The sequence below is a fragment of the Methylobacterium sp. UNCCL125 genome (assembly GCF_900116795.1).
GTDB classification, from domain to species: Bacteria; Pseudomonadota; Alphaproteobacteria; order Rhizobiales; family Beijerinckiaceae; genus Methylobacterium; species Methylobacterium fujisawaense.
Map to the genome: position 1 here is coordinate 120945 of NZ_FPBW01000012.1, position 22284 is coordinate 143228.

General features: G+C 70.0%; 17 protein-coding genes. 8 read left to right on the forward strand and 9 right to left on the reverse strand.

Annotated features, from left to right (window positions below):
- Positions 1-29: 29 nt before the first annotated feature.
- Positions 30-1643: a peptide chain release factor 3 gene (locus tag BM396_RS14110; RefSeq protein ID WP_043381739.1), complete on the reverse strand. Its 1614-nt coding sequence runs from the start codon at positions 1641-1643 to the stop codon at positions 30-32.
- Between the two features lie 185 nt (positions 1644-1828).
- Between BM396_RS14110 and BM396_RS14115 the strand changes: the two genes are divergently transcribed.
- Positions 1829-3358 (forward strand): DUF1800 domain-containing protein, encoded by a 1530-nt coding sequence (locus BM396_RS14115; protein WP_043381742.1) that lies wholly within the window; start codon positions 1829-1831, stop codon positions 3356-3358.
- Positions 3355-4542: a DUF1501 domain-containing protein gene (locus tag BM396_RS14120; RefSeq protein ID WP_043381744.1), complete on the forward strand. Its 1188-nt coding sequence runs from the start codon at positions 3355-3357 to the stop codon at positions 4540-4542. The genes BM396_RS14115 and BM396_RS14120 overlap by 4 nt, the downstream gene beginning before the upstream one ends.
- Before the next feature lie 259 nt (positions 4543-4801).
- On the opposite strand, the gene BM396_RS14125 is transcribed toward BM396_RS14120, so the two are convergent.
- The gene (locus tag BM396_RS14125) at positions 4802-5848 is read right to left on the reverse strand and encodes a threonine aldolase family protein (protein WP_043347325.1); all 1047 of its coding nucleotides are present in this window, start codon (positions 5846-5848) and stop codon (positions 4802-4804) included.
- A 222-nt stretch (positions 5849-6070) separates the two neighbouring features.
- Here BM396_RS14125 and rpsU point away from each other — a divergent pair, with 222 nt between their 5' ends.
- Complete coding sequence (rpsU, locus tag BM396_RS14130; protein WP_043381746.1) at positions 6071-6406, forward strand: 30S ribosomal protein S21; 336 nt, start codon at positions 6071-6073, stop codon at positions 6404-6406.
- A gap of 245 nt (positions 6407-6651) precedes the next feature.
- Here rpsU and BM396_RS14135 read toward each other — a convergent pair whose 3' ends face one another.
- Positions 6652-7044: a response regulator gene (locus BM396_RS14135; RefSeq protein WP_043381749.1), complete on the reverse strand. Its 393-nt coding sequence runs from the start codon at positions 7042-7044 to the stop codon at positions 6652-6654.
- 321 nt (positions 7045-7365) lie between these two features.
- On the opposite strand from BM396_RS14135, the gene BM396_RS14140 reads away from it, so the two are divergent.
- Both BM396_RS14140 and BM396_RS14145 read left to right on the forward strand, forming a co-directional pair.
- Positions 7366-8151: a class II glutamine amidotransferase gene (locus BM396_RS14140; protein WP_043353480.1), complete on the forward strand. Its 786-nt coding sequence runs from the start codon at positions 7366-7368 to the stop codon at positions 8149-8151.
- Between the two features lie 101 nt (positions 8152-8252).
- Complete coding sequence (locus tag BM396_RS14145) at positions 8253-9686, forward strand: NAD-dependent succinate-semialdehyde dehydrogenase (protein ID WP_043381751.1); 1434 nt, start codon at positions 8253-8255, stop codon at positions 9684-9686.
- A gap of 44 nt (positions 9687-9730) precedes the next feature.
- On the opposite strand, the gene BM396_RS14150 is transcribed toward BM396_RS14145, so the two are convergent.
- Positions 9731-9937: a SlyX family protein gene (locus BM396_RS14150; protein WP_043353476.1), complete on the reverse strand. Its 207-nt coding sequence runs from the start codon at positions 9935-9937 to the stop codon at positions 9731-9733.
- 380 nt (positions 9938-10317) lie between these two features.
- Here BM396_RS14150 and BM396_RS14155 point away from each other — a divergent pair, with 380 nt between their 5' ends.
- A complete protein-coding gene (locus BM396_RS14155) occupies positions 10318-11793 on the forward strand; it encodes a methyl-accepting chemotaxis protein (protein WP_043381754.1) in 1476 nt (491 codons plus the stop codon).
- A 16-nt stretch (positions 11794-11809) separates the two neighbouring features.
- Here the strand turns inward: BM396_RS14155 and BM396_RS14160 are convergent, their stop codons facing one another.
- From BM396_RS14160 to BM396_RS14170, 3 genes are all read right to left on the reverse strand, one after another.
- On the reverse strand, positions 11810-12964 hold the full coding sequence (locus BM396_RS14160; protein WP_043381756.1) for a GGDEF domain-containing protein: 1155 nt from the start codon (positions 12962-12964) through the stop codon (positions 11810-11812).
- Between the two features lie 184 nt (positions 12965-13148).
- Positions 13149-17216 (reverse strand): Pls/PosA family non-ribosomal peptide synthetase, encoded by a 4068-nt coding sequence (locus BM396_RS14165; protein ID WP_091994833.1) that lies wholly within the window; start codon positions 17214-17216, stop codon positions 13149-13151.
- A gap of 111 nt (positions 17217-17327) precedes the next feature.
- Entirely contained in the window at positions 17328-17915 is a 588-nt protein-coding gene (locus tag BM396_RS14170; protein ID WP_043353469.1) for a histidine phosphatase family protein, read from the reverse strand.
- A gap of 96 nt (positions 17916-18011) precedes the next feature.
- On the opposite strand from BM396_RS14170, the gene BM396_RS14175 reads away from it, so the two are divergent.
- Together BM396_RS14175 and BM396_RS14180 are read left to right on the forward strand one after the other, a co-directional pair.
- Positions 18012-19004: a polyphosphate kinase 2 family protein gene (locus BM396_RS14175; RefSeq protein WP_043381761.1), complete on the forward strand. Its 993-nt coding sequence runs from the start codon at positions 18012-18014 to the stop codon at positions 19002-19004.
- Between the two features lie 16 nt (positions 19005-19020).
- Entirely contained in the window at positions 19021-20175 is a 1155-nt protein-coding gene (locus BM396_RS14180; RefSeq protein WP_043381764.1) for an AAA family ATPase, read from the forward strand.
- Between the two features lie 69 nt (positions 20176-20244).
- Here the strand turns inward: BM396_RS14180 and fabI are convergent, their stop codons facing one another.
- Together fabI and BM396_RS14190 are read right to left on the reverse strand one after the other, a co-directional pair.
- Complete coding sequence (fabI, locus tag BM396_RS14185; protein WP_043381765.1) at positions 20245-21069, reverse strand: enoyl-ACP reductase FabI; 825 nt, start codon at positions 21067-21069, stop codon at positions 20245-20247.
- Between the two features lie 130 nt (positions 21070-21199).
- The gene (locus tag BM396_RS14190) at positions 21200-22129 is read right to left on the reverse strand and encodes a DnaJ C-terminal domain-containing protein (protein ID WP_043381768.1); all 930 of its coding nucleotides are present in this window, start codon (positions 22127-22129) and stop codon (positions 21200-21202) included.
- Between the last annotated feature and the right edge of the window lie 155 nt (positions 22130-22284).

Here is a 22284-nt window from a genome sequence, read left to right on the forward strand (position 1 = left end):
CCGCCGTCGGAGCGGGGCTCCGGACCGGCTCACACCGCCCGCTTCTGATAGTCCTTCACATCGGTGAAGCGCACCGCCGGATAGCGCTCCTCTTCGTAGCGGAGCGAGAACGCCGTGGTCGCCATGAAGACCGGGGCCCCGTCGAGGTCCTTGGCCATGGCCGAGCCGTGCGAATCGACGAACTTGTCGAGTTCCGCCTCCGAGTCGGACGACACCCAGCGGCAGACCGAGAACCGCGAGGTCTCGTAATCCACCGGCAGGCCGTACTCGGCCTGGAGCCGTTCCTTGAGCACGTCGAGCTGGAGCGCCCCGACCACGCCGACGATCGCCTGGCTGCCGTCCTGCGGCACGAAGACCTGAACGACGCCTTCCTCGCCCATCTGCTGCAGCGCCTCGCGGAGCTTCTTGGCCTTCATGGCGTCGGTGAGCTTGATCCGGCGCAGGATCTCGGGGGCGAAGCTCGGCACGCCGCGGAACACGAGGTCCTCGCCCTCGGTGAGCGTGTCGCCGATCCGCAGCGTGCCGTGGTTCGGGATGCCGACCACGTCGCCGGCATAGGCCTCGTCGGCGATGGCTCGGTCCTGGGCGAAGAAGAATTGCGGCGCCGAGAGCGAGATCGGCTTGCCGGTGCGCACCAGCCGGGCCTTCATGCCCCGGTTGAGCTTGCCCGAGCAGACCCGCATGAAGGCGATCCGGTCCCGGTGGTTCGGGTCCATGTTCGCCTGGATCTTGAACACGAAGCCGGTCATGCGCGGCTCCGTGGGCTCGACGAGGCGCTTGTCGGCATCCTGGCCGCGGGGCGGCGGGGCCACCTTGGCGAGACCGTCGATGAGGTCGCGCACGCCGAAATTGCGCAGCGCCGAGCCGAAGAACACCGGCGTCAGGTGTCCCTCGCGGAACGCGTCGAGGTCGAAGGGCTTCAGGCCGCCCTCGGCCAGCTCCACCTCCTCGCGCCACGCGTCCGCCGCTCCGTCCTCAGTGAGCAGCTCGTCGAACAGCGGGTCGTCCGGGCCGGACACCGCCACCATCCCGGCATCCTCGGCGGCGTCGAGCCGGCGCACGCGGTTGCCGCCGAGTTCGTAAGTTCCCGAGAAGTTGCGGCCGGTGCCGATCGGCCACGTCACCGGGGCGACGTCCAGCGCCAGCGTCTTCTCGATCTCGTCGAGCAGCTCGAACGGGTCGCGGGCCTCGCGGTCGAGCTTGTTGATGAAGGTGACGATCGGGATGTCGCGGAGGCGGCAGACCTCGAACAGCTTGCGGGTGCGCGCCTCGATGCCCTTCGCCGCATCGATCACCATGACGGCCGAATCGACCGCCGTCAGCGTCCGGTAGGTGTCCTCCGAGAAGTCCTCGTGGCCGGGCGTATCGAGGAGGTTGAAGACGCAATCGCCGTACTCGAAGGTCATCACCGAGGTGACCACCGAGATGCCGCGCTCCTTCTCGATCCCCATCCAGTCGGACCGGGTCGAGACCCGGTTGCGCTTGGCCTTGACCTCGCCGGCGAGCTGGATCGCGCCCCCGAACAGGAGCAGCTTCTCGGTGAGCGTGGTCTTGCCCGCGTCCGGGTGGGAGATGATCGCGAAGGTGCGCCGCCGCGACACCGGATCGGCCGGCCTCGCCTCGGTCTTGGTCTGCATCAGCATGGAGCGAACGCTCTGGATCGGCGGAACGTGGTGGTGCGCGGCGCGGCATTCGCGCGGTCTCGGGATCGTGTAGCGGCAAGCCCCGATATTGGCAAAGACGCCGGCATGATGGGGCCGCCTTTCAGGCACGGTACAGGGACACGACACCACGCTGCCCCGACCGATCCACGCACCGCGAGGCTGCGATGTCGCGCGCCGCAACACGCTGTTGTCTGGTTGCTGGTCTGTTGGTGGCCTGGGCGGGCCCGGGGCCCCGTGCGGCCGACGCGTCGCCGCAGGCCGCCGCGGCCGATGCCGCCTTCCTGGATGCCCTGACCTGGGGCGCCACCCCGACTGCCTTCGCGCAGCTCACCGCGGAGGGGCGGGCACGGTGGCTGCAGGCCCAACTCCATCCGCCGGCCGAATCGCGCCTGCCGCCCGCCGCTCAGGCGCAGGTCGACGCGCTGACCCCGCCGGGCAGCCTGTTCGAACGGGCCCAGGCGCTGGATGCGCAGGCCAAGGCGTTCAAGGACCTCCAGGACCCCGACGCCAAGAAGGCCGCCCAGCAGGCCTTCCAGGCCGCGCTGAACATGGCCGCGCGGAACGCCGCCTCCGTCTGGGTGCTGCGGGCGCTCTACAGCCCCGATCAGCTGCGCGAGCGGCTGACGTGGTTCTGGTTCAACCGGTTCAACGTGCATCAGGGCAAGTCCACCCTGCGCGCCGCCGTGGGCGACTACCTCGACACCGCGATCCGCCCGCACGTGCTCGGGCGCTTCCGCGACCTGCTGATGGCGAGCCTGCGCCACCCGGCGATGCTGCGCTACCTCGACAACGACGCCAACGCGGCCGGCCGTCCGAACGAGAACTACGCCCGCGAGATCATGGAGCTGCACACGATGGGTGTCGGCTCCGGCTACACGCAGGGCGATGTCGAGGCGCTGGCCCGGATCCTGAGTGGTGTCGGTATCGACATGAAGCCCGAGACCCCGAAGCTTCGCCCCGAGCATGCCGCCGATTTCCGCCGGGACGGCCTGTTCGCGTTCAATCCCAACCGGCACGATTACGGCGACAAGATCTTCCTCGGGACCCGCATCCAGGGCCGCGGCTGGCCGGAGATCGAGGAGGCGGTGGACCTGATCGCCCGCCATCCCGCCACCGCCACCAACGTCTCCCGGGCGCTCGCCACCTACTTCCTGGGTCAGCCGCCCGACGACGCCCTGGTGGCGCGGCTCGCCGCCGTCTTCACTCGCAGCGACGGCGACATCGCCGCGGTGATGGAGGCGCTGGTGCGCGAGCCGGCCTTCACGGCCGAGCGCGGCGGCGCCTTCAAGGACCCGGTGCGCTACGTCTTCTCCGCCCTGCGCATGGCCTACGACACAAGGGTGATCCGCAACGCCGGCCCGGTGCTCGGCTGGCTGAACCGCCTCGGCGAGGGCCTGTTCAACCGGTCGACGCCGGACGGCTACCCCCTCGACGCCGCCGCCTGGAGCGGCCCCGGGCAGCTCGCGACGCGGTTCGAGATCGCCCGGCAGATCGGGTCGGGCTCGGCCGGCCTGTTCAAGCCGACGCTGGCCGATCAGGCCGAGGAGCCGGCCTTCCCGGTGCTCGCCAACGGGCTCTACTTCTCGACGCTGTCCGGCACCCTGTCGGCGGCGACGCGGGCGGCGCTCGCCCAGGCGGTCTCGCCGCAGGACTGGAACACCCTCTACCTCGCCTCGCCGGAGTTCATGCGATGAACCGTCGCGACCTGATCCGCGCCGCCGCGGCTTTCGGCCTGTCCACGGTGGCCGGCCGCGTCTGGGCGGCCCCCAAGACCGATGCGCGCCTCCTCGTGGTGTTCCTGCGCGGCGCCTACGATGCCGCCAACGTGGTGATCCCCACCGGCAGCGATTTCTACTACCGGTCGCGGCCGAACCTCGCGATCGCCAAGCCGGACGCCGCCGACCCGAAGGCCGCCCTGGCGCTCGACGCCGACTGGAGCCTGCACCCGGCGTTGCGCGAGACGCTCCTGCCGCTCTACGCCAAGGGTCAGGCCGCCTTCGTGCCCTTCGCCGGCACCGACGACATGACCCGGAGCCATTTCGAGACCCAGGATACGATCGAGATGGGCCAGACGGTCGGGTCCGGCCGCGACTACAATTCCGGCTTCATGGCCCGGCTGGCCGCGGAGCTGACCCGGGTCCGGCCGATCGCCTTCACGGATCAGATGCCGCTGATCTTCCGGGGCGGCGAGACGGTGCCCAACATCGCCATCAACGGCGTCGGCAAGCCCGGCATCGACGACCGGCAGGCGCGCCTCATCGCCGCCATGTACAGCGACACCAAGCTGGCCGCCGCCGTGACCGAGGGGTTCCGGGTGCGCGACGCGGTCTACCAGACGATTTCCGACCATGCCGGTCAGGCCGACCGCGGAGCGGTCTCGCCCAAGGGCTTCGAGCTGTCGGCGCGGCGGATCGGCCGCCTGATGCGCGAGAACTTCAATCTCGGCTTCGTGGATGTCGGCGGCTGGGACACGCACGTGAACCAGGGTGCCGGCACCGGCTACCTCGCCGACCGGCTCGGCGAGCTGGGGCGGGGCCTGTCCGGCTTCGTCGAGGAGATCGGGCCCGGCTGGTCCGACACGGTGGTGGTCGTGCTGTCGGAGTTCGGGCGCACCTTCCGGGAGAACGGCAGCCGCGGCACCGACCATGGCCATGGCAGCGTCTACTGGATCCTGGGCGGCGGCGTCCGGGGTGGGCGGATCGCCGGACCGCAGGTGCGCGCCGACGAGGCGCACCTGTTCCAGAACCGGGACTATCCGGTGCTCACCGATTATCGGGGGCTGCTCGGCGGGCTGTTCCGGCGCCTCTACGGGCTCGATCAGGCGAGTCTGCGCCGGATCTTCCCGAGCGCGGAGCCGGCGGATCTCGCGCTGCTGTAGGGGGCAAGCAGAAGACTGAGGCGTCGCACCCGGCCCACTGGAGTCTGGGTATTCGGGGCCGCCGTCATCGCGAGCGCAGCGAAGCGACCCAGGGCTGCACGACATCGGCAGGCGTCGCGCGAGACGGGGTTGCTTCGCTGCGCTCGCGAGGACGACCGTGCGCGGGCCGCGCCAGCGTCTTGACGCTCCTCAGGAAAACCAGACACCAGCGCGCGAAACACCTTCGGTGGGGCGGCTCTGCACCCCCATGTCCACCCCGTCAGGCCGCCGCAGCCGCCAGCGTGCGCAGGTCCCGGACCAGCTCGTCCACCCGCTCGGGGCGGGCATCCCAGGCGAACATGAAGCGCGCCCCGCCGCCGATGAAGGTGTAGAACCGCCAGCCCCGGGCGCGCAGGCCCTCCATCGTGGCGGCCGGCATCGTCAGGAAGACGGCGTTCGCCTCCACGGGAAACAGCGCCCGCACCCCCGGCAGCCCGGCGACGGAGTCGGCGAAGTGCCGGGCGCAGGCATTGCCGTGGGCCGCATTCCTCAGCCACGCGCCGCTCTCCAGCATGCCGACCCAGGGGGCGGCGAGGAAGCGCATCTTCGACGCGAGTTGGCCGGCCTGCTTGCACCGGTAGCCGAAATCCTCGGCGAGCTTGCGGTCGAAGAACACCACCGCCTCGCCGGCATGCATGCCGTTCTTGGTCCCGCCGAAGCACAGGACATCGACACCCGACCGCCACGTCATGTCGGCGGGGCTGCAGCCCAGACTCGCGCAGGCATTGGCGAAGCGAGACCCATCCATGTGCAGGGCGAGCCCCAGCTCGCGGCAGGTCGCCGACAGCGCCCGCAGCTCGGCGAGGCTGTAGACCTGTCCCGTCTCGGTGGGCTGCGTGATCGTCACCACCCGAGGCCGCGGAAAGTGGATGTCGCTGCGGTTCTGGGCGAGCCCGCGGATCGCCTCCGGCGTGAGCTTGCCGCCCTCGGTCCGGACGGTGAGCAGCTTGGAGCCGTTGGAGAAGAATTCCGGCGCGCCGCACTCGTCGGTCTCCACATGGGCCGAATCGGCGCAGATCACGCTGTGGTAGGATTGGCACAGCGCGGCCAGGGCCAAGGCGTTGGCGGCGGTGCCGTTGAAGGCGAAGAACACCTCGCATTCGGTCTCGAACAGGTCCCGGAACGCGTCCGCCGCCTTGGCCGTCCAGGCATCCTCGCCGTAGGCCGGGGCGTGGCCGCGATTGGCCGCCTCCATGGCTCCCCAGGCTTCCGGGCAGATGCCGGAATAGTTGTCGCTGGCGAATTGCTGCGAGTCGTCGTGTCTCATCCGCGCAACCTAGCACGACGCAGACGCAGATGGATCGCGCGGGCAGGTTGGAACTGGTGCGCGCTTGGTGTAATAGCCCCGTCAAGGCGTGAGCTCCACGCCGATTCGGAAACCGACGTTCCCGTCCCCCTCGGGTTCATCCCGGGCGAGGGACGTTGCCGGTTTCCAGATCGGCGGCGGGCCGCGTGAACCCAGAACTTCAGGTCCAGAGGATCAAGTCCGTTGCAGGTACTCGTTCGCGACAACAACGTCGATCAAGCGCTCCGCGTCCTCAAGAAGAAGATGCAGCGCGAGGGCATCTTCCGCGAGATGAAGCAGCGCAAGGCTTATGAGAAGCCGTCCGTGCGCAAGGCCCGTGAGAAGGCGGAGGCGGTGCGCCGCGCCCGCAAGCAGGCTCGCAAGACCGCTATCCGCGAGGGCCTGATCGCCGCGCCGAAGCCGAAGCCCCGTTTCCCCGCCGGCAGCCGTCGTCCCGGCTTCCCGTCGCCGTCCGCTGCGCCGGCTCAGGGCGGCAACGCCTCGGGTCAGACCCCGGTCAGCCCGGCTCCCGCCGCCTGAGCGACGTCACATCGGTTGTGAAAGAGCCCGGCCCGCGCGAGCGGCCGGGCTTTTTCTTTGCGGCGCGCAGCAGCCGGGCGAGACAGCGGGCCAGCGAAGACGTCGGACGGGCACGTTCCGGCGATGCCGCCGTCCTTGCATGCGCCACGTGAACCGGGGTGGCGCCACGTCAGGAGACGTCACGCAGCCCTGGTCGCGTCGCTGAACGCGCGAAGACGTGAAGGGATCGCGTCAGCGCGCCGGGCTCAGGCAGCCTTGGCGGCCATGGTCGCGTGCTCGGCCTGGACCAGCACGTCGAGGGCCCGCCACGGCTTCTGCATGTAGACCGCCTGGTCGGGGAGCCGCGCATCCCGGCCCGCGCCGGAGGTCACGACCACGCGCACGTCCGGCCAGCGCCGCTTGACGGCCTGGGCCAGGGTCACCCCGTCCATCGCACCGGGCAACCGCACGTCGGCGAAGAGCAACGCCACCGTCACGTCGGAGCGCTCCAGCACGGACAGGGCCGCCTCCGCGCTTTCGCAGGCAATGACTCCGAGGTCGGTTTCTTCGAGCACCGCGGTGGCGAGATCGCGCACGGCCGCATCGTCCTCCACGACGAGAGCCACGGGGGCGGATCCGTCGGGCACTGCGCAATCCATAAAAGTCTCCTGCTGTTGGTGCCTTGCCCCGCTTCGGGCGACCGCCTCCTGGGCGGCGTTCTGATTCCCCGATTTGGCCATGCTGACCCTTCATGAGACGGCTCACAAGAGTCGCGTCGCCGCGCCGGCGAATGCCTGCCCTGCGATCAAGCGGCACCGATTTCATGCGGAACGCACGAAAATGGCGCAGTTTCCGACCGGTTAAGAAACTGTTCACCGGAGTGGACCGACTGTTAACGTCCTGCGGCGGAACGTCTCCACCCTCCGAGGGGCGTTGCGCGGGATCGTACGTGGACCTGAGCTGAAGGATCATCGTCCGTCATGTGCCGTTTCCTCGCCTATAGCGGTGAGCCGGTTTTCCTCTCCGACCTCGTCTGCGCGCCGACCCACTCGCTGGTGCATCAGTCTCTGCACGCCGACGAGGGGAAGACCGAAACCAACGGCGACGGCTTCGGCATCGGCTGGTACGCCGAGCGGCCCGAGCCGGGGGTCTATCGCGACATTTCCCCGGCCTGGTCGGACGAAAATCTGGTGAACCTGTGTGGGCAGGTGCGGGCACGCACGTTCTTCGCGCATGTACGTGCGTCGACCGGGACCGCCACGGCCCGGGCGAATTGCCACCCGTTCGTCTACGGCCGGCACCTGTTCATGCATAACGGTCAGATCGGCGGCTACCACCGGATCAAGCGGCGGCTCGAAGCGCTGATCCCGGATACCTATTACGACCACCGTCGGGGCAGCACGGACTCGGAGGCGATTTTCCTGCTGGCACTCGCCAACGGCCTCGAGGAGGATCCCGTCGGCGCGATGGCGCGGACGCTCAAGACCGTGCGCGAGCTGATGGAAGCCGCCAGCGTCAGCGAGCCGCTGCGCTTCACCGCGCTGCTTACGGATGGCGAGACGCTCACCGCCTACCGCTGGGCCTGCGATGGCCGGCCGCCGAGCCTGTATTTCCGCGAGGGGCCGGGGGGCATCGTGGTGGTGTCGGAGCCGATCGATGGCTGCCGTGAGGGATGGCAGGTGGTCCCGAAAGGCGCGACCCTCCGCGCCCGCCACGGGACCGCGACCCTTGTCCAGGCACCGGAGCCCGCCCGCGCCGCCGCCTGAATACAGACGGTTCCAGCTATGCCGCCGCGGGGATTGCCCGGGCGCGCCACATCGGCACAGTCCGCCTGCGGCCGATGGTGCGGCCGAGCGGGAATCGACCGATGTATCCGGATACCGAGCTTCACATCGCCGGGCGCTGGCGCGCGGGTGCCGACCGGGAGACCCTGGGAGTCCTGAACCCGGCTTCGGGTGAGACGATCGGCCGGTGCGCCGTCGCCACCACGGCGGATCTCGACGAGGCCCTGGCGGCCGCGTCCCGCGCTTTCCCGGCCTGGCGCAGCGTCGCGCCCTTCGAGCGCGCCAAGGTGATGCGGAAAGCCGCCGACCTCCTGCGCGCGCGGGTCGACGAGATCGCCCGGACCATGACCCTGGAGCAGGGCAAGCCGCTGGCCGAGTCGCGGGTCGAGACCCTGGCGGCGGCCGACATCATCGATTGGTTCGCCGAGGAGGGTAAGCGCGCCTACGGCCGCGTCATCCCGGCCCGCGCCGACGGCGTGCTGCAGGTGGCGGTGCGCGAGCCGGTCGGCCCGGTGGCCTGCTTCACCCCCTGGAACTTCCCGATCAACCAGGCGGTGCGCAAGATCTCGGCGGCGCTCTGCACCGGCTGCACGGTGATCCTGAAGGGTCCCGAGGACACGCCGGCGAGCTGCGCCGCCCTGGTCCGCGCCTTCCTGGATGCCGGCATCCCGGGGGACGCGCTCTCGCTGGTCTACGGCGACCCGGAGACCATTTCGGCCTACCTGATCCCGCATCCCGTGATCCGGAAGATCTCGTTCACCGGCTCGACCGTGGTCGGCAAGAAGCTCGCGGCGCTCGCGGGCGAACACATGAAGCGGGCCACGATGGAGCTCGGCGGCCACGCCCCCGCGATCGTGTTCGGCGACGCCGACGTGGAGAAGGCGGTCGCCGTCCTGGCCCCCTCGAAGTTCCGCAACGCCGGCCAGGTGTGCGTCTCGCCGACCCGCTTCCTCGTGCACGATTCGGTCTTCGACCGCTTCGTCGAGGGCTTCACCAATTTCGCCAAGGCCGTGAAGGTCGGCGACGGGCTCGATCCCGAGACCAAGATGGGACCGCTGGTCCACGGGCGGCGCCTCGACGCCGTCACGGCGCTGGCGGCGGACGCCGAGTCGAGCGGCGCGACGCTGCGCGCCGGCGGCAAGCGCATCGGCAACCAGGGTAACTTCTTCGAGCCGACGGTGTTTACCGAGGTGCCGCTGACCGCCCGGATCATGAACGAGGAGCCCTTCGGGCCCCTGGCGATGATCAACCGGTTCTCCGACGACGGCGAGGCGCTCGCCGAGGCCAACCGTCTGCCCTACGGGCTCGCGGCCTACGCCTATACCCGCTCCGCCGAGCGGGCGGCGCGGGTGTCGAACGCGGTCGAGAGCGGCATGATCTCGATCAACCACCACGGCCTCGCCTTGCCGGAGACGCCGTTCGGCGGCGTCAAGGATTCGGGCTACGGCAGCGAGGGCGGCCCGGAGGCGCTCGACGCCTACCTGGTCACCAAGTTCGTCACGCAGGCGAACTTCTGACGCGCGGGCCGGCGCGTCGCACCCCGGCGCGCCGGCTCCCTCTGTCAGTAATGGGGCGGCGGCGGCTCCAGCCCCCGCGGCGCCGCCCGGGCGGCCGCCTCCTCGACCTGCTCCCGCAGCATGTCCAGTTGCCGCACCAACCGGTCGATGACGCGCCATTGCTCGGTCACGGTGCGGTTCAGATCCTCGATCGTCGCGTCCTGCTCGGTCAAACGGATCTCCAGGCGATCGATCCGGGTGTCTTCGTCCATGTCCGACCTCCAGTCAGTGCCGTGCCGACAGTCGCCTCGACCGACTTGGATCGGCCCGTCGACGTTCGCCCCGTCCTAGCGCAGACCGCGAGCCGCGCCATCCGGTTGAGTACCTCAGCGCACGATGGCCCGAAATCCAATCGAATGAGCCATTTGCGGTATTTCTCGATCCAAATACACATGAATAATGACCGAAACAAATAAAATCACCAAATGATCCGCCATCTTTAAGGCGCCGACAAGCCGATTGACCAAAGTGAAACAGATTTGCAATACTCTAAGCTAGGCTTTAACACAGATGAAACGGCGCGCCTGCGATCAAATTAATCGCTGCGAAATCAATATAATTCATAAATAAAAACAGACAGGGACGTTTTCAAATGGCGATATTTGGTTCTCGCGACAACGCCCTGCTCGCGGCCATCGATCGGACGATGGCCCGCGTGGAATTCGATCTCGACGGCATGGTCACCGATGCCAACGCGATCTTCCTCGCGCTCGTCGATTACACCCTCGAAGAGGTTCGGGGCCGGCATCACAGCCTGTTCGCGCCGGAATCCGAGCGGTCGGGTTCGGACTATGCCGCCTTCTGGGACGGGCTGCGCGCCGGCCGGCACGAGACCCGCGCCTTCCCCCGCCTGACCAAGTCCGGCCGGATTGTCTGGATCCAGGGGTCTTACAATCCGATCCTCGATCGACGCGGCAAGCCGATCAAGGTGGTCAAGCTCGCCACCGACATCACCGCGGAGCGCGCCCGCAACGCGCTCTACGCCGGCCAGATCGCGGCCCTCGACCGCTCGCAGGCGACGATCAGCTTTGCCCTCGACGGCACGATCGTGGACGCCAACGCGAACTTCCTGGCCACCCTGGGCTACACCCTGGAGGAAATCCGCGGGCGGCATCACCGGATGTTCCTGCCGCCGGCCGAGGCGGCGAGCGCGGATTATGCCGCGTTCTGGACCGCCCTCGGCAACGGCGAGTATCAGGCCGGGGAGTTTCGGCGGATCGGAAAGGGCGGCCGCACGGTCTGGATCTTCGGTGCCTACAACCCGATCCTCGACACCGACGGCAAGCCCTGCGCGGTGGTCAAGTTCGCCACCGACGTGACCCGGCAGGTCGAGGATCGGCAGCGCCGGGCCGAGAGCCAGCGCGCCATCGATGCCGATATCGCGGCGATCCGCGAGTCCATGAGCCGGGTCGTCCGGCAGGCCGACGACACAGCGGAAGCGTCGAGCCAGACCACCCACAATGTCGAAGCGGTCGCGGCCGGTTCGGAGGAATTCGCCGCTTCCATCGAGGAATTGAGCCGTCACGCGCTGCAGGCGAAATCGTCCGTCGATCTGGTCGTCTCCCGCGCCGAGGAGGCGGCTGCGATCGTCGTGGGCCTCACCGGCGCCGCCGACCGGATCGGAGCGGCGGTGAGCCTGATCCGTTCCATCGCCGACCAGACGAATCTGCTGGCGCTGAATGCCACCATCGAGGCGGCCCGGGCCGGGGCGGCCGGCAGGGGCTTCGCCGTGGTGGCCGCCGAGGTGAAGGCCCTCGCCGGGCAGACCGCAAAGGCGACCGGAGAGATCGGCACCCAGATCGCCGCCGTGCAGGCCGAGACCGCGCGGGCGGTCGCGGCGATCGACGGGATCGGTGGGACGATCGAACAGCTGAGTGCGCTCTCGCTGAGCGTGTCGTCAGCCGTGACCGAACAGGCGACGGTGACCCGCGACATGACCGAGAACATGCAGGCCGCCGCGCAGAGCGTCGCGGCCGTTCACGCCGCCATGGCGGAGATCGCGGCCTCGGCGGCCGTCGTCGACACGTCGGTGCGGAAGGTCTCCGAGGCGGCCCGCGCCCTGGCGTGAGCGACCCGGCCGCGCGTCAGGCGGCGCGGACCGCGACCGCTTCCGCCACGGCGACCCGGTCGCGCCCCCCCTCCTTGGCGGCGTAGAGCGCCGCATCGGCCCGCTGCATCAGCGCATCGAACGCGACCCCGGGCCGGGCCTGCGCGATCCCGATGCTGACGCTGACGCTGAGGCCCGGCAATTCGGGGACGTGAAGCTGCGCGAACGTCCGGCGCAGTTCCTCGGCCCGACCGAGCGCCTCGGCGGGCGAGACGTCCGGCAGCAGACAGGCGAATTCCTCGCCGCCCAGGCGGCCCAGCAGCGCCTCCTTGGGCAAGAGCGACGTCGCCATGGCGCAGAAGCCCATCAGGACCGCATCGCCGACCCCATGACCGTAACGGTCGTTCACCGCCTTGAACCGGTCGAGGTCGAACAGCAGCAGGGCGACGTCGGGATACTCGGCCATCGCCCGCTCGGCGGCCCTGGTGAAGGACCGGCGGTTGCGCACCCCGGTGAGGGCGTCCGTGGAGGCGGCGATTCGCTGCTCGCGCTCGGCCCGCTCCTTGACCAGCGCCATGAAGGTGAAGGCCGAGGCGATGGAGAACATCAGAGTGACGAAGCACAGGATCGCCACCCAGGGAGAGGCGAGCGGGCTCAGGCCCGGCTGCGGCGGCGCCATGACGGTCGCGGGGATCCGCAGGACGTAGAAGGCGCTGTGCAGGCCGAGAATGGTCGCGGCCGCGATCCGGGAGGCGAGTTGCTCGGCGCGACCGCGCCAGATCTCCGCGGTCGCAGCGCCGCAATAGAGGGCCGCCACGGCCGAGGCGTAGAGGATGCGGGCCTCGATCGCGGCATAGAAGGCCGGGATCAGACACAGGACGCACCATCCGAGGGCACCCGCCATCGCGACGCCCGTCCGTGGCTCGCGATGCTCGAAGGTACGGACTCCGCTCCAGATGAGGCCGTAGGCAGCCAGCACCACCGCGTTGGCCAAGCCCACCGAGATCAGATCGGGGATCTGATTGCGCAACGCGAGGCCGGCCGACCCGGCCGCCCCGACGAGGTGCGCCATGCCCCAGAGGGCGAGCGTCCGGGATCCGGGAGCCTGCCGCCATGAGGCCATGAACAACACGCCGACCAGAAAGGTCGTCGCCGCGCTGACGACCAGCAGAGTCGCGGGATCGAGTTGCACGGACGACTGTCGATCCTCGGCTCGAACGATGGCGCCGTCCCATCCCGGCATTGCTGGGGGAACGGCTCGGCATCTCAATCTATACTAATATCGCAGGCTAGACATTACAATAAGTTAGCTTGGCGGCATCACTCGCTTGTAGACGAGCTAGTACACCGCCAAGATCCGTTGACCGGGGCCACGGTCAGGCGCGGTGGATCACCGGCACCGCGGGCGCCCCCTCCCACTCGGTGTTGGCGGGGATCGACTCGCCCTTCATGACGATGGTGAGCGGACGCAGGCGGGCGAAATCGCCGACCTTCGTATCGTACAGCACGGTCGAGAACGCGCCCACCGAGACGCCCCGGCCGACGACGACGCGGCCGATCTTCATGATCCGGTCCTCGTACAGGTGCGTCTGCAGCGCCGAGACCCGGTTGATGGTGGCGTAGTCGCCGATGGTGACGCAGTCGAACTCGGTGATGTCGGTGGTGAGCATGCACACCCCCTTGCCGACCTTCACCCCGAACAGCCGCAGCACCCAGGGCAGGAAGGGCGTGCCCTGGAGATGCTCGAGCAGCACCTTGCCGGCGAGTCCCCAATAGGCCACGGCGATCGCCTCGGTGCGCATCGCCCACCACGACCACATCGGCTGCATGCCGGGCTTGTAGACGCCCATCAGCAGCCATTTCATCGCGATGACGGCGGAAGACTGGATCAGCGCGATGGCGACGCTCGCCGCGACGAAGCTGAAGGCCAACCCCCACCAGTCCTGCTCCAGGATGGCCGGGTAGAAGTACCAGTCGATCACCGTGATCGCGAGGGTGATGTAGAGCATCGGCGAGAACGAGGTCGCGAAGGCCTCGAACACGCCGCGCCGGATCTTCGGCCAAGCGCCGGGCTCGTAGGTCTGGGCGGTCGAGCCGAGATCGACCTTCTGGCGGGCCGGCAGCCGGATCGGCGGGGAGCCGAACCACGTCTCGCCGGGGCTCATGGCGGCATTCTCGGGCGGCTTCGACTTGATGCCGATGAGCACGTCGTCGGGGATGACGGCGCCCGGCGGCACCACGGCATCGTTGCCGACGAAGACCCGCGCCCCGGTGCGGGTTGGCTCCAGGTGCATCCAGCCGCGCCGGATCTCCTCCTCGCCGTACACCACCTCGTCGGCGACGAAGTTCTTCGCGCCGACCTCGGCGAGATCGTAGCGGCCCGCGAGGTTGGTCGAGATCTCGGCGCCGTGGCCCATATTGGCGCCCATCAGCCGGTACCAGGCCCGCATGTAGACGGTCGCGAACAGCGACGAGAGCGTCTCCAGGGTCACCTCGACGGCGAGCGCCAGCGACCATTTCCGCAGGTAGAACAGGGAATGGACCGAGTAGGTGCCCGAGCGCGTCCGCGGCAGCACGATCCAGCGGATGCCGGCGATCAGCAGCACCGTGCCGGCGGTCATCAGCATGGCCGTGGGCCAGGTGAGGATCGGCAGGTACCAGTGGTAGTCGACGTCGGTGATGTCGGAGAACGAATCCGAGATCTGGTCGAAGATGAAGAAGGCCGGGAAGATCGGCAGCAGGCCGACCGCGGGGATCGCGCCGAGCAGGACGACATAGGCCGCCATGAAGGCGCTGCGGCGCGCGAAGGAGGCCTCGGCGGGCGCGGGCAGGTCCGAGGGGTCCGCCATCCCGACCTTGCGGCCGGGTGAACCGTCCCAGCGCTCGGCCGCCCCGACCCGCGAGCCCACGGGGATCGTGGTCAGGTCGGCGATCTCCGCCTGCGGCCCGATCACCGTGTCGTGGCTGATGACGCAGGAGGTTCCCACCGCCGCATCCGCGCCGATCTCGACCCGGCCGATGACAAGCTCGTTGCCGACGATCTCGGCGTTGGCGATGACGAGGCGACCGCCGAGCGACGCGCCGTCACCGATGGACAGGAGGTCGGGCGCGCCGATCTCGATGTCGGAGATCAGGGTGTCACGCCCGATCCGGGCGCCCATCAGCCGCAGGTAGATGGCGATGGCCGGCGAACCCTGGAGCCACTTCACGTGGACCAGCGGGGCCAACCGCTGCGCGAGCCACCAGCGGTAATAATAGGTGCCCCAGAGCGGATAGCGGCCCGGCTTGGTCCTGCCGAGGATCAGCCACTTGCCGGCCACCGCGGCCACTGCGGTCACGCCGTTGATCGCCACGTAGACGAGGAGCAGCACCCCGAGTTCGGCGAAGAAGCTGAGACCGCCGCCGGTGAGCAGCAGGTAGGTCACGAACATGCCGAGCCATTGCGCAGTGGCCAGGGCGATGACGAAGGGCAGCGCGACGAGTTGCGCGAGGCCGCACAGCGCCCGGCGCAGCAGCGGCGGCGGTTCGAAGCTCAGGTCACGGGTCGCGGCCCCGGCGCCCACCCCGCCCGTGCGGGCGATCAGCGCGTCCGCCATGGCCCGCATCGTGCGCAGGGCATAGACGTCCGGCAGGGTGATGCCGGCGAGCGGCGGGTTCTCGCGCACCGCCGAGACGAAGCGGGCGGCGAGCAGGGAATGCCCGCCGAGATCGGCGAAGAAATCGCCCTCGAGGGCGATCGGCTGGTTGCCGAAGACCTGCTTGGCAGCCGCGACGAGGGCCGCCTCGGTCTCGTTGGCGGGGGGCTCCTGCTCGCCGTCGGCGGCCACCACCGTCAGCGGGGCGATCTTCAGCGCCTTGCGGTCGACCTTGCCGGAGGTCAGGCGCGGGAGCGTCTCGGCCACCTCGAAATGGCCGGGCACCATGTAGGGCGGCATCTGCCCGGCAAGCGTCCGGCGCAGGGCCGCGGCGTCGATGGCGCGGCCGCGCTCCGGGATCAGGAAGGCGACGAGGCGGTCGACGCCGTCGTCCTGCCGGAGCACGACGGCGGCCTGGTTGATGTCGGGCACCGCCCGGATCCGGGACTCGATCTCGCCCAGCTCCACGCGGAAGCCGCGGATCTTCACCTGGTCGTCGATCCGGCCGTGGAACACGATCCGGCCCTCGGCATCGAGGGAGACCGCGTCGCCCGAGCGGTAGAGCACCGGATCGGTCCCGTCCGACGCGAAGGGGTTGGCGATGAACTTCTCCGCCGTCAGCTCCGGACGGGCGAGGTAGCCCCGCGCCACGCCGGGGCCGCCGATCAGCAGCTCGCCCTGCTGGTCGCGGCCGAGCAGGGCGAGGTCCTCGCCGGCGACAGAGACGGAATAGTTCGGGATCGGGCCGCCGATGGTCACCGGCTCGCCGGGCCGCATCTCGGCGGCGGTCGCCACCACGGTGGCCTCCGTGGGCCCGTAGGTGTTGAACAGCTGGCGCCCGCCCGTCGCCCAGCGGGCGATCAGCGGCTCGGGCAGCGCCTCGCCGCCGAGCAGGACGAGGCGGACCCGCGGCAGGTCGCCGGAGATCATCGCCAGCAGCGTCGGCACGGTGTCGAGCACCGTAATCCCCTCCGCCTCCAGGATGCCCGGCAGCGATTCCAGGTCGCCCATCATGGCGGGGCTCGCCACGAACAGGGTCGCGCCCACGAGGTACGGGACCCAGATCTCCTCCATCGAGAGATCGAAGGCCACCGAGGCCCCCTGGAACACCACGTCGTCGGCGCGCATGCCGTAGAGGGCGTTCCCCGACCGGAGGAAGTGGCAGATGTTGGCGTGGCTGATGACGATGCCCTTGGGCACGCCGGTCGAGCCCGAGGTGTAGATCAGGTAGGCGGGATGCTCGGGCGTCAGTCCGGCGGCGCGCGGGTCCGGCTCGGGCGCATCGGCGGGCGTCCCCGCGTCGAGATCGGCGGGCGTCAGGGCGGGCGTCCCGTCGGGCGCCGCGGCCGCCAGCGCCGGCGAGACCAGCAGCGCCTTCGCGCTCGCATCGGTGAGGCACACGCCGACCCGATCGGCCGGCGCCTCGGCGTCGAAGGGCAGCCACGCCGCCCCCGACATCGTGATGCCGATCTGCGCCACGAGGAGGTCCGGGCCGCGGGCCATCCACAGGCCGACGACGTCGCCGGGGCCGATGCCGCGATGGGCGAGGCCGGCGGCGATCCGGCCGGCCCGGGCGGCGACCTCCGCGTAGGTCAGGTGCGGGTGGACGCCGCCGGCCGCCACGCGGGCGCCGTCGACGAGGCAGGGATGGTTGGGCCGGGTCTCGGCGGCGTGCAGGAAGATCTCGGCCAGGACCTCGTCGCGGATCAGGTCGGGCCGGTGGTCGCCGCGCAGGATCGCCGCGTCCCCGGGACGGTCGCGCTCCCCGGCCACCGGGCCGGGCCGGGTCTTTTCGGCGACGTCGCTCATCCGCTGCTCCGCTGGCCGGCCGCTCGAGCCGGCGCCTCTCCTGGCCGCCGCCCTATAGCCTGCCGATCATGCCGTTATCGAGGCGGCCTTGCACTGCGCAGGCGCACGGGATCAAGCCCAGCGCCAGCCACCGGGCTCGAGGATCAGGACCTCGCCCTGCCGGATTCCGAGGCGGGGCGCGGCGTAGATGTCGAGATGACCGAGGGCGACGAGGGCCGCCCGTGCCACGCCGCCATGGGCGACGACCACCGTATCCCGCTCCAGGGCCGCGATCATCGGGCCGACGCGCTCGACTAGGGCGGCGTAGCTCTCGGCGCCGAGGCCGGGCGGACGGTAATGCCAGCGGTCCCGGTCGCGGCCGGCCGCCCCCGCCGGGTCGCGGCGGCGGATCTCCGCCCAGGTGGAGCCCTCCCAGCTGCCGAAACCGATCTCGCGCAGGCGCGGATCGGTGCGGTACGCCGCCGGCGGCAGGCCGAGGGCCGTCCGGAGGATCTCCATGGTGCGCCGGGTGCGCTTGAGCGGGCTCGCGACGAAGTCGGCCTCCGCCAGCGTCGCCCCCGCCGCCGCGGCGAGGCGTTCCGCGACGGCCGCCGCCTGCGCCTCGCCCTGGGCGTTGAGGTCCGTGTCGCGCCCGCCCTGGAGGCGTCCCTCGGCGTTCCAGGCGGTCTGGCCGTGCCGGATGAAGTAGATCGTACCCAACCGTCTCAACCCCGTCCTGCGCAGGAATCCGGAACGGCCTGGATCGCCGGCCGTTCTCGCCGTCGGTCGGCAATATCCGGATACAGGTCCTGCCCCATGTCCAAGAAGCACGGCAAGCATCATCGCGGCCACAAACGTCCCGATGACATGACAGGTGAGGCAGACCTGCATGGATCGCCCCGGCCGCCCCGCCCGTCGACGGCCCGCTGGGCGGGTTCCGCGGACACGATCGCCGGAACCGTCCCGGCCGCCCTGGACGGCCACCGCCAGATCCCCATCCTCGCCGCCCCGGGCATCGTCACGGTGGAGCCGGGCGCGGCCTTCGACCTCTCCGCGGTGGAGGCCGACGCCGATGGCGGGCTGGACAAGGCCTGGGCGAAGGAGGCCCTGGCCGGGGAGCGGGCGCGCATCGTCGCCCTCCAGGAGCGCCTCTATGCCGAACGCGCCCGCAGCCTGCTGCTGGTGTTACAGGCGATCGATACCGGCGGCAAGGACGGGACGATCCGCTCGGTCCTGCAGGGCGTGAACCCGCAGGGCTGCACCGTGGCCTCGTTCAAGGTGCCCTCGAGCGAGGAACTCGATCACGACTTCTTGTGGCGCTACCACGCCCGCGTGCCGGGACGCGGGATGATCGGGGTGTTCAACCGCAGCCACTACGAGGACGTGCTGGTGGTGCGGGTGAAGGGCCTCGTGCCGGATGCGGTCTGGCAGAGCCGCTACGGCCGCATCAACGACTTCGAGCGCCTGCTCACCGAGTCCGGCACAACCGTGATCAAGTTCTTCCTGCACATCTCCCGGGCCGAGCAGAAGAAGCGCCTAGAGGCCCGGATCGCCGATCCGGAGAAGCGCTGGAAATTCGATCCCGCCGATCTGGTCGAGCGGAAGTCCTGGGATGCCTACCAGCAGGCCTTCGCGGACGCCCTCGGCCGCTGCTCGACGCCCCATGCGCCCTGGCTGGTGGTGCCAGCCAACCACAAGTGGTTCCGCAACTACGTGATTGCCCGGACCGTGGCCGATACACTGGAGGCCATGGATCCGCGATTCCCGGAGGCCTCGAAGGGCATCGCGGATCTCACGGTGCCCGACTGACGGGGGGAGGCCCGAGATGCTGGTGGTTCGGGAAATCGCGGTCTCGGGCTACCGCTCGCTGCGGCGGATCAGCTTCCCGGTCGATCGGCTGTCGGTCTTCGTCGGGGGCAACGGCACGGGCAAGACCAACCTGTACCGCTCGCTCGAGCTCCTGCAGGCGGCGGCCCGGGGTACGCTCACCCGCGATCTCGCCGCGGAGGGCGGGATGGACTCGGCCCTGTGGGCGGGTCGCCGTCGGCAGGGCGAGGCCGCGCGGATCTGCCTGTCGGCCACCCTGCGCCACGACGGCACCGGCCAGGACTTCCACTACGCCGTGGAGGTCGGGCTGGTGCAGCAGGCCGGCGACTCGATTTTCGGCGCGGCCTTTCGGAAGGAACCGCAGGTGAAGGCCGAGCGCCTGACGGTCCGCACCCGCGGTCGCACGGCCGTACTCCTCGATCGCGACGGGCGCAGCGGCTTCGTCCGCGACGAGGCGGGCGCCAAACGCTCCCTTGGCGGGGATCTGCTGGCGACCGAGACCGCGCTGGGCAGCCTCCTCGACGCCACAGGGCTTCCCGAGATCGCCCTGGTCCGCCTCGCCTTGGCGGGATGGCGCTTCCACCACGATTTCCGGACGGATGCCGATTCGCCCCTACGCCGGCCCTGCCTCGCGGTGACCACGCCGACGCTGGCCTCGGACGGCTCGGACCTCGCCGCCGTCTTCGCCACCCTGGCGCATATCCGGCAGGACACCGCCGAGATCGACGAGGCCGTCGACGCCGCCTTCCCGGGTGCGGGGCTCGTCATCCCCGAGCCGGGCCGTCACGCCAGCTTCGGCCTGCGCTTGCCCGACTTCCCCGTCCGGATCTTCGATCCGCCGGAACTGTCGGACGGCACCCTGCGCTACCTCGCCCTCGCGGGCGCCCTGCTCGGATACCGCTTGCCGCCGTTCATCGCCCTGAACGAGCCCGAGACCAGCCTGCATCCCGATCTCATGGATCCGCTGGCGCGGCTGATCGCGCGGGCCGCAGAACGCACCCAGGTCTGGCTCGTGACCCATTCGGAGCGGCTGGCCGCGGGGATCGCGGAGCACGGGCGCGTCCGGCCGCGCACCGTCATCAAGCGTGACGGCGAGACCTGGATCGACGGGCTCAAGCTCTCGGGGGACTTCGCCGACGCGGATGAGGATTGACCCCGATCCGATCGGATCGTGCGAAAAGCCGTCTGGCCGCGCGCGGCGCGTGCGGTGACGGAGCGCGCCTCAATCCTTGTCGAGGGTGAGGTCCGGGGCCTCGGGATTCTTCATGCCGACGACGTGGTAGCCGGCATCCACGTGGAGGATCTCGCCGGTCATGCCCGCCGCCATGTCGGAGACGAGGTAGGACGCGGTCTCGCCGACCTCCCCGATCGTCACGGTCCGGCGCAGGGGCGCGTTGTACTCGTTCCACTTCAGGATGTAGCGGAAATCGCCGATCCCGGAGGCGGCGAGGGTCTTGATCGGGCCCGCCGAGATCGCGTTGACCCGGATGTTCTTCGGGCCGAGATCGGCCGCGAGGTAGCGCACCGACGCCTCCAGCGCCGCCTTGGCTACGCCCATCACGTTGTAATGCGGCATCCACTTCTCGGCGCCGTAATAGGTCAGCGTCACGAGGGAGCCGCCCGGGCGCATGATCTTCTCGGCACGCTGGGCCACGGCGGTGAACGAGTAGCACGAGACCAGGAGCGACTTGGTGAAGTTGTCCTCGGAGGTCTCGATATAGCGGCCGGTCAGCTCGTCCTTGTCGGAGAAGGCGACGCAGTGGACGACGAAATCGATCCCGTCGGGGAAGACCTTCGCGGCTTCCGCGAAGACCGCGTCGATCGTGGCCGCCTCGGTGACGTCGCAATGCCCGATGACGTGGGCGTCGAGCTCCTTGGCGAGGGGCTCGACCCGCTTGCGCAGGGCATCGCCCTGATAGGTGAAGGCGAGTTCGGCGCCGTGGGCGCGGGCGCTGCGGGCGATGCCCCAGGCGATCGAGCGGTTGTTGGCGACCCCGAGGACGATGCCCCGCTTGCCCGCCAGAAGGCCCTGCCCGTGTTCCGCCATGATCGATCCCGAAGCCGCGCGACCCCTTTCGGGGCCGGGGGGCCTCCTTAGCGGAGGCGGCCCGGCGACGGAAGTCCGGGGCGACACCGAGCGCCGTCAAGCCGGCCTCGGTGTCCGGTTCGCGAGGCCGTCAGGCCGCCTTGGCGGCACGCCGGCTGCGGGCGAAGTCCGCCAGGGCCGCATCCTCGCCCTCCGGCAGGACGATCGCCGTGGTGGCGAACAGGTCCCCGGGGGTGCCGTCCTTCTTCGGCAGGCCCTTGCCGCGTAGGCGGAAGGTGCGGCCGGAACTCGTCATCGCCGGGATCTTCATCTCGACGACGCCGGTGAGCGTCGGCACGCGGATCGTCCCGCCGAGCACGGCATCCTCCAGGGGAACATCGACGGTGGTGCGCAGGTCGGCCCCCTCGACGGTGAAGCGCGGATGCGGGCGGATCCGGATCGTCAGCAGGGCGTCGCCCGGCTCACCCCGGAGGCCGCCGCTCTGGCCGAGACCGCGCAGCCGGATGGTCTGGCCGTCGATCACGCCACGGGGGATCATCACGTCGACCTCCCGGCCGGTGGGCAAGGCGAGGCGCAGCTTCTCCTCGCTGGCGACCTGCTCCAGGGTCACCGACAGCTCCGCGGCGACGTCTTCGCCCTTGGCGGGCTGGCGCTGACCGCCCGGTCCGGCCCCGCCGGCGCGGAAGGCCTCGCCGAAGATGTGCGAGAAGATGTCCTCGCCCATCCCGCCGCCGCCCATGCCGCCGCCGCGCTGGGCGCGGGCCATGTGCTCGAAGTCGAAATTGCCCCCGCGGCCGCCGCCGAAGCCGCCGAACCCCTCGAAGCCGGTCGCGCGCGGCTTGCCCTCGGCATCGATCTCGCCGCGGTCGAACTGCTTGCGCTTCTCGGCGTCGCCCAGGATCTCGTAGGCCGAGTTCGCCTCGGCGAAACGGTCCTTGGCCTTCACGTCGTTCTTGTTGCGGTCGGGGTGGAAGTCCTTGGCGAGCTTGCGATAGGCCTTCTTGATCTCGGCCTCGCTCGCCCCCTTGGCCACGCCCAGCACGTCGTAGGGATTGCGCATGGATCTCTTGGCTGTGCGGTTGGCTGTGCGATATCGCTTCGCCAGCCGGATGTGGGATGGATGTTGCATCCCTGCAACGGTCCAGTCGGCGAAAGTCTGCGGGTTCGTGCCGAACGTCAAGCGGCCGATCTCGCCGCGGCTGCGGGCCGGCCCTA

Bases quoted from the DNA above. Each gene is read 5' to 3' on its own strand.
- BM396_RS14110 (WP_043381739.1), bottom strand. From the start codon at position 1,643: ATGCTGATGCAGACCAAGACCGAGGCGAGGCCGGCCGATCCGGTGTCG.
- BM396_RS14115 (WP_043381742.1), top strand. From the start codon at position 1,829: ATGTCGCGCGCCGCAACACGCTGTTGTCTGGTTGCTGGTCTGTTGGTG.
- BM396_RS14120 (WP_043381744.1), top strand. From the start codon at position 3,355: ATGAACCGTCGCGACCTGATCCGCGCCGCCGCGGCTTTCGGCCTGTCC.
- BM396_RS14125 (WP_043347325.1), bottom strand. From the start codon at position 5,848: ATGAGACACGACGACTCGCAGCAATTCGCCAGCGACAACTATTCCGGC.
- BM396_RS14135 (WP_043381749.1), bottom strand. From the start codon at position 7,044: ATGGATTGCGCAGTGCCCGACGGATCCGCCCCCGTGGCTCTCGTCGTG.
- BM396_RS14140 (WP_043353480.1), top strand. From the start codon at position 7,366: ATGTGCCGTTTCCTCGCCTATAGCGGTGAGCCGGTTTTCCTCTCCGAC.
- BM396_RS14145 (WP_043381751.1), top strand. From the start codon at position 8,253: ATGTATCCGGATACCGAGCTTCACATCGCCGGGCGCTGGCGCGCGGGT.
- BM396_RS14150 (WP_043353476.1), bottom strand. From the start codon at position 9,937: ATGGACGAAGACACCCGGATCGATCGCCTGGAGATCCGTTTGACCGAG.
- BM396_RS14155 (WP_043381754.1), top strand. From the start codon at position 10,318: ATGGCGATATTTGGTTCTCGCGACAACGCCCTGCTCGCGGCCATCGAT.
- BM396_RS14165 (WP_091994833.1), bottom strand. From the start codon at position 17,216: ATGAGCGACGTCGCCGAAAAGACCCGGCCCGGCCCGGTGGCCGGGGAG.
- BM396_RS14175 (WP_043381761.1), top strand. From the start codon at position 18,012: ATGTCCAAGAAGCACGGCAAGCATCATCGCGGCCACAAACGTCCCGAT.
- BM396_RS14180 (WP_043381764.1), top strand. From the start codon at position 19,021: ATGCTGGTGGTTCGGGAAATCGCGGTCTCGGGCTACCGCTCGCTGCGG.
- fabI (WP_043381765.1), bottom strand. From the start codon at position 21,069: ATGGCGGAACACGGGCAGGGCCTTCTGGCGGGCAAGCGGGGCATCGTC.
- BM396_RS14190 (WP_043381768.1), bottom strand. From the start codon at position 22,129: ATGCGCAATCCCTACGACGTGCTGGGCGTGGCCAAGGGGGCGAGCGAG.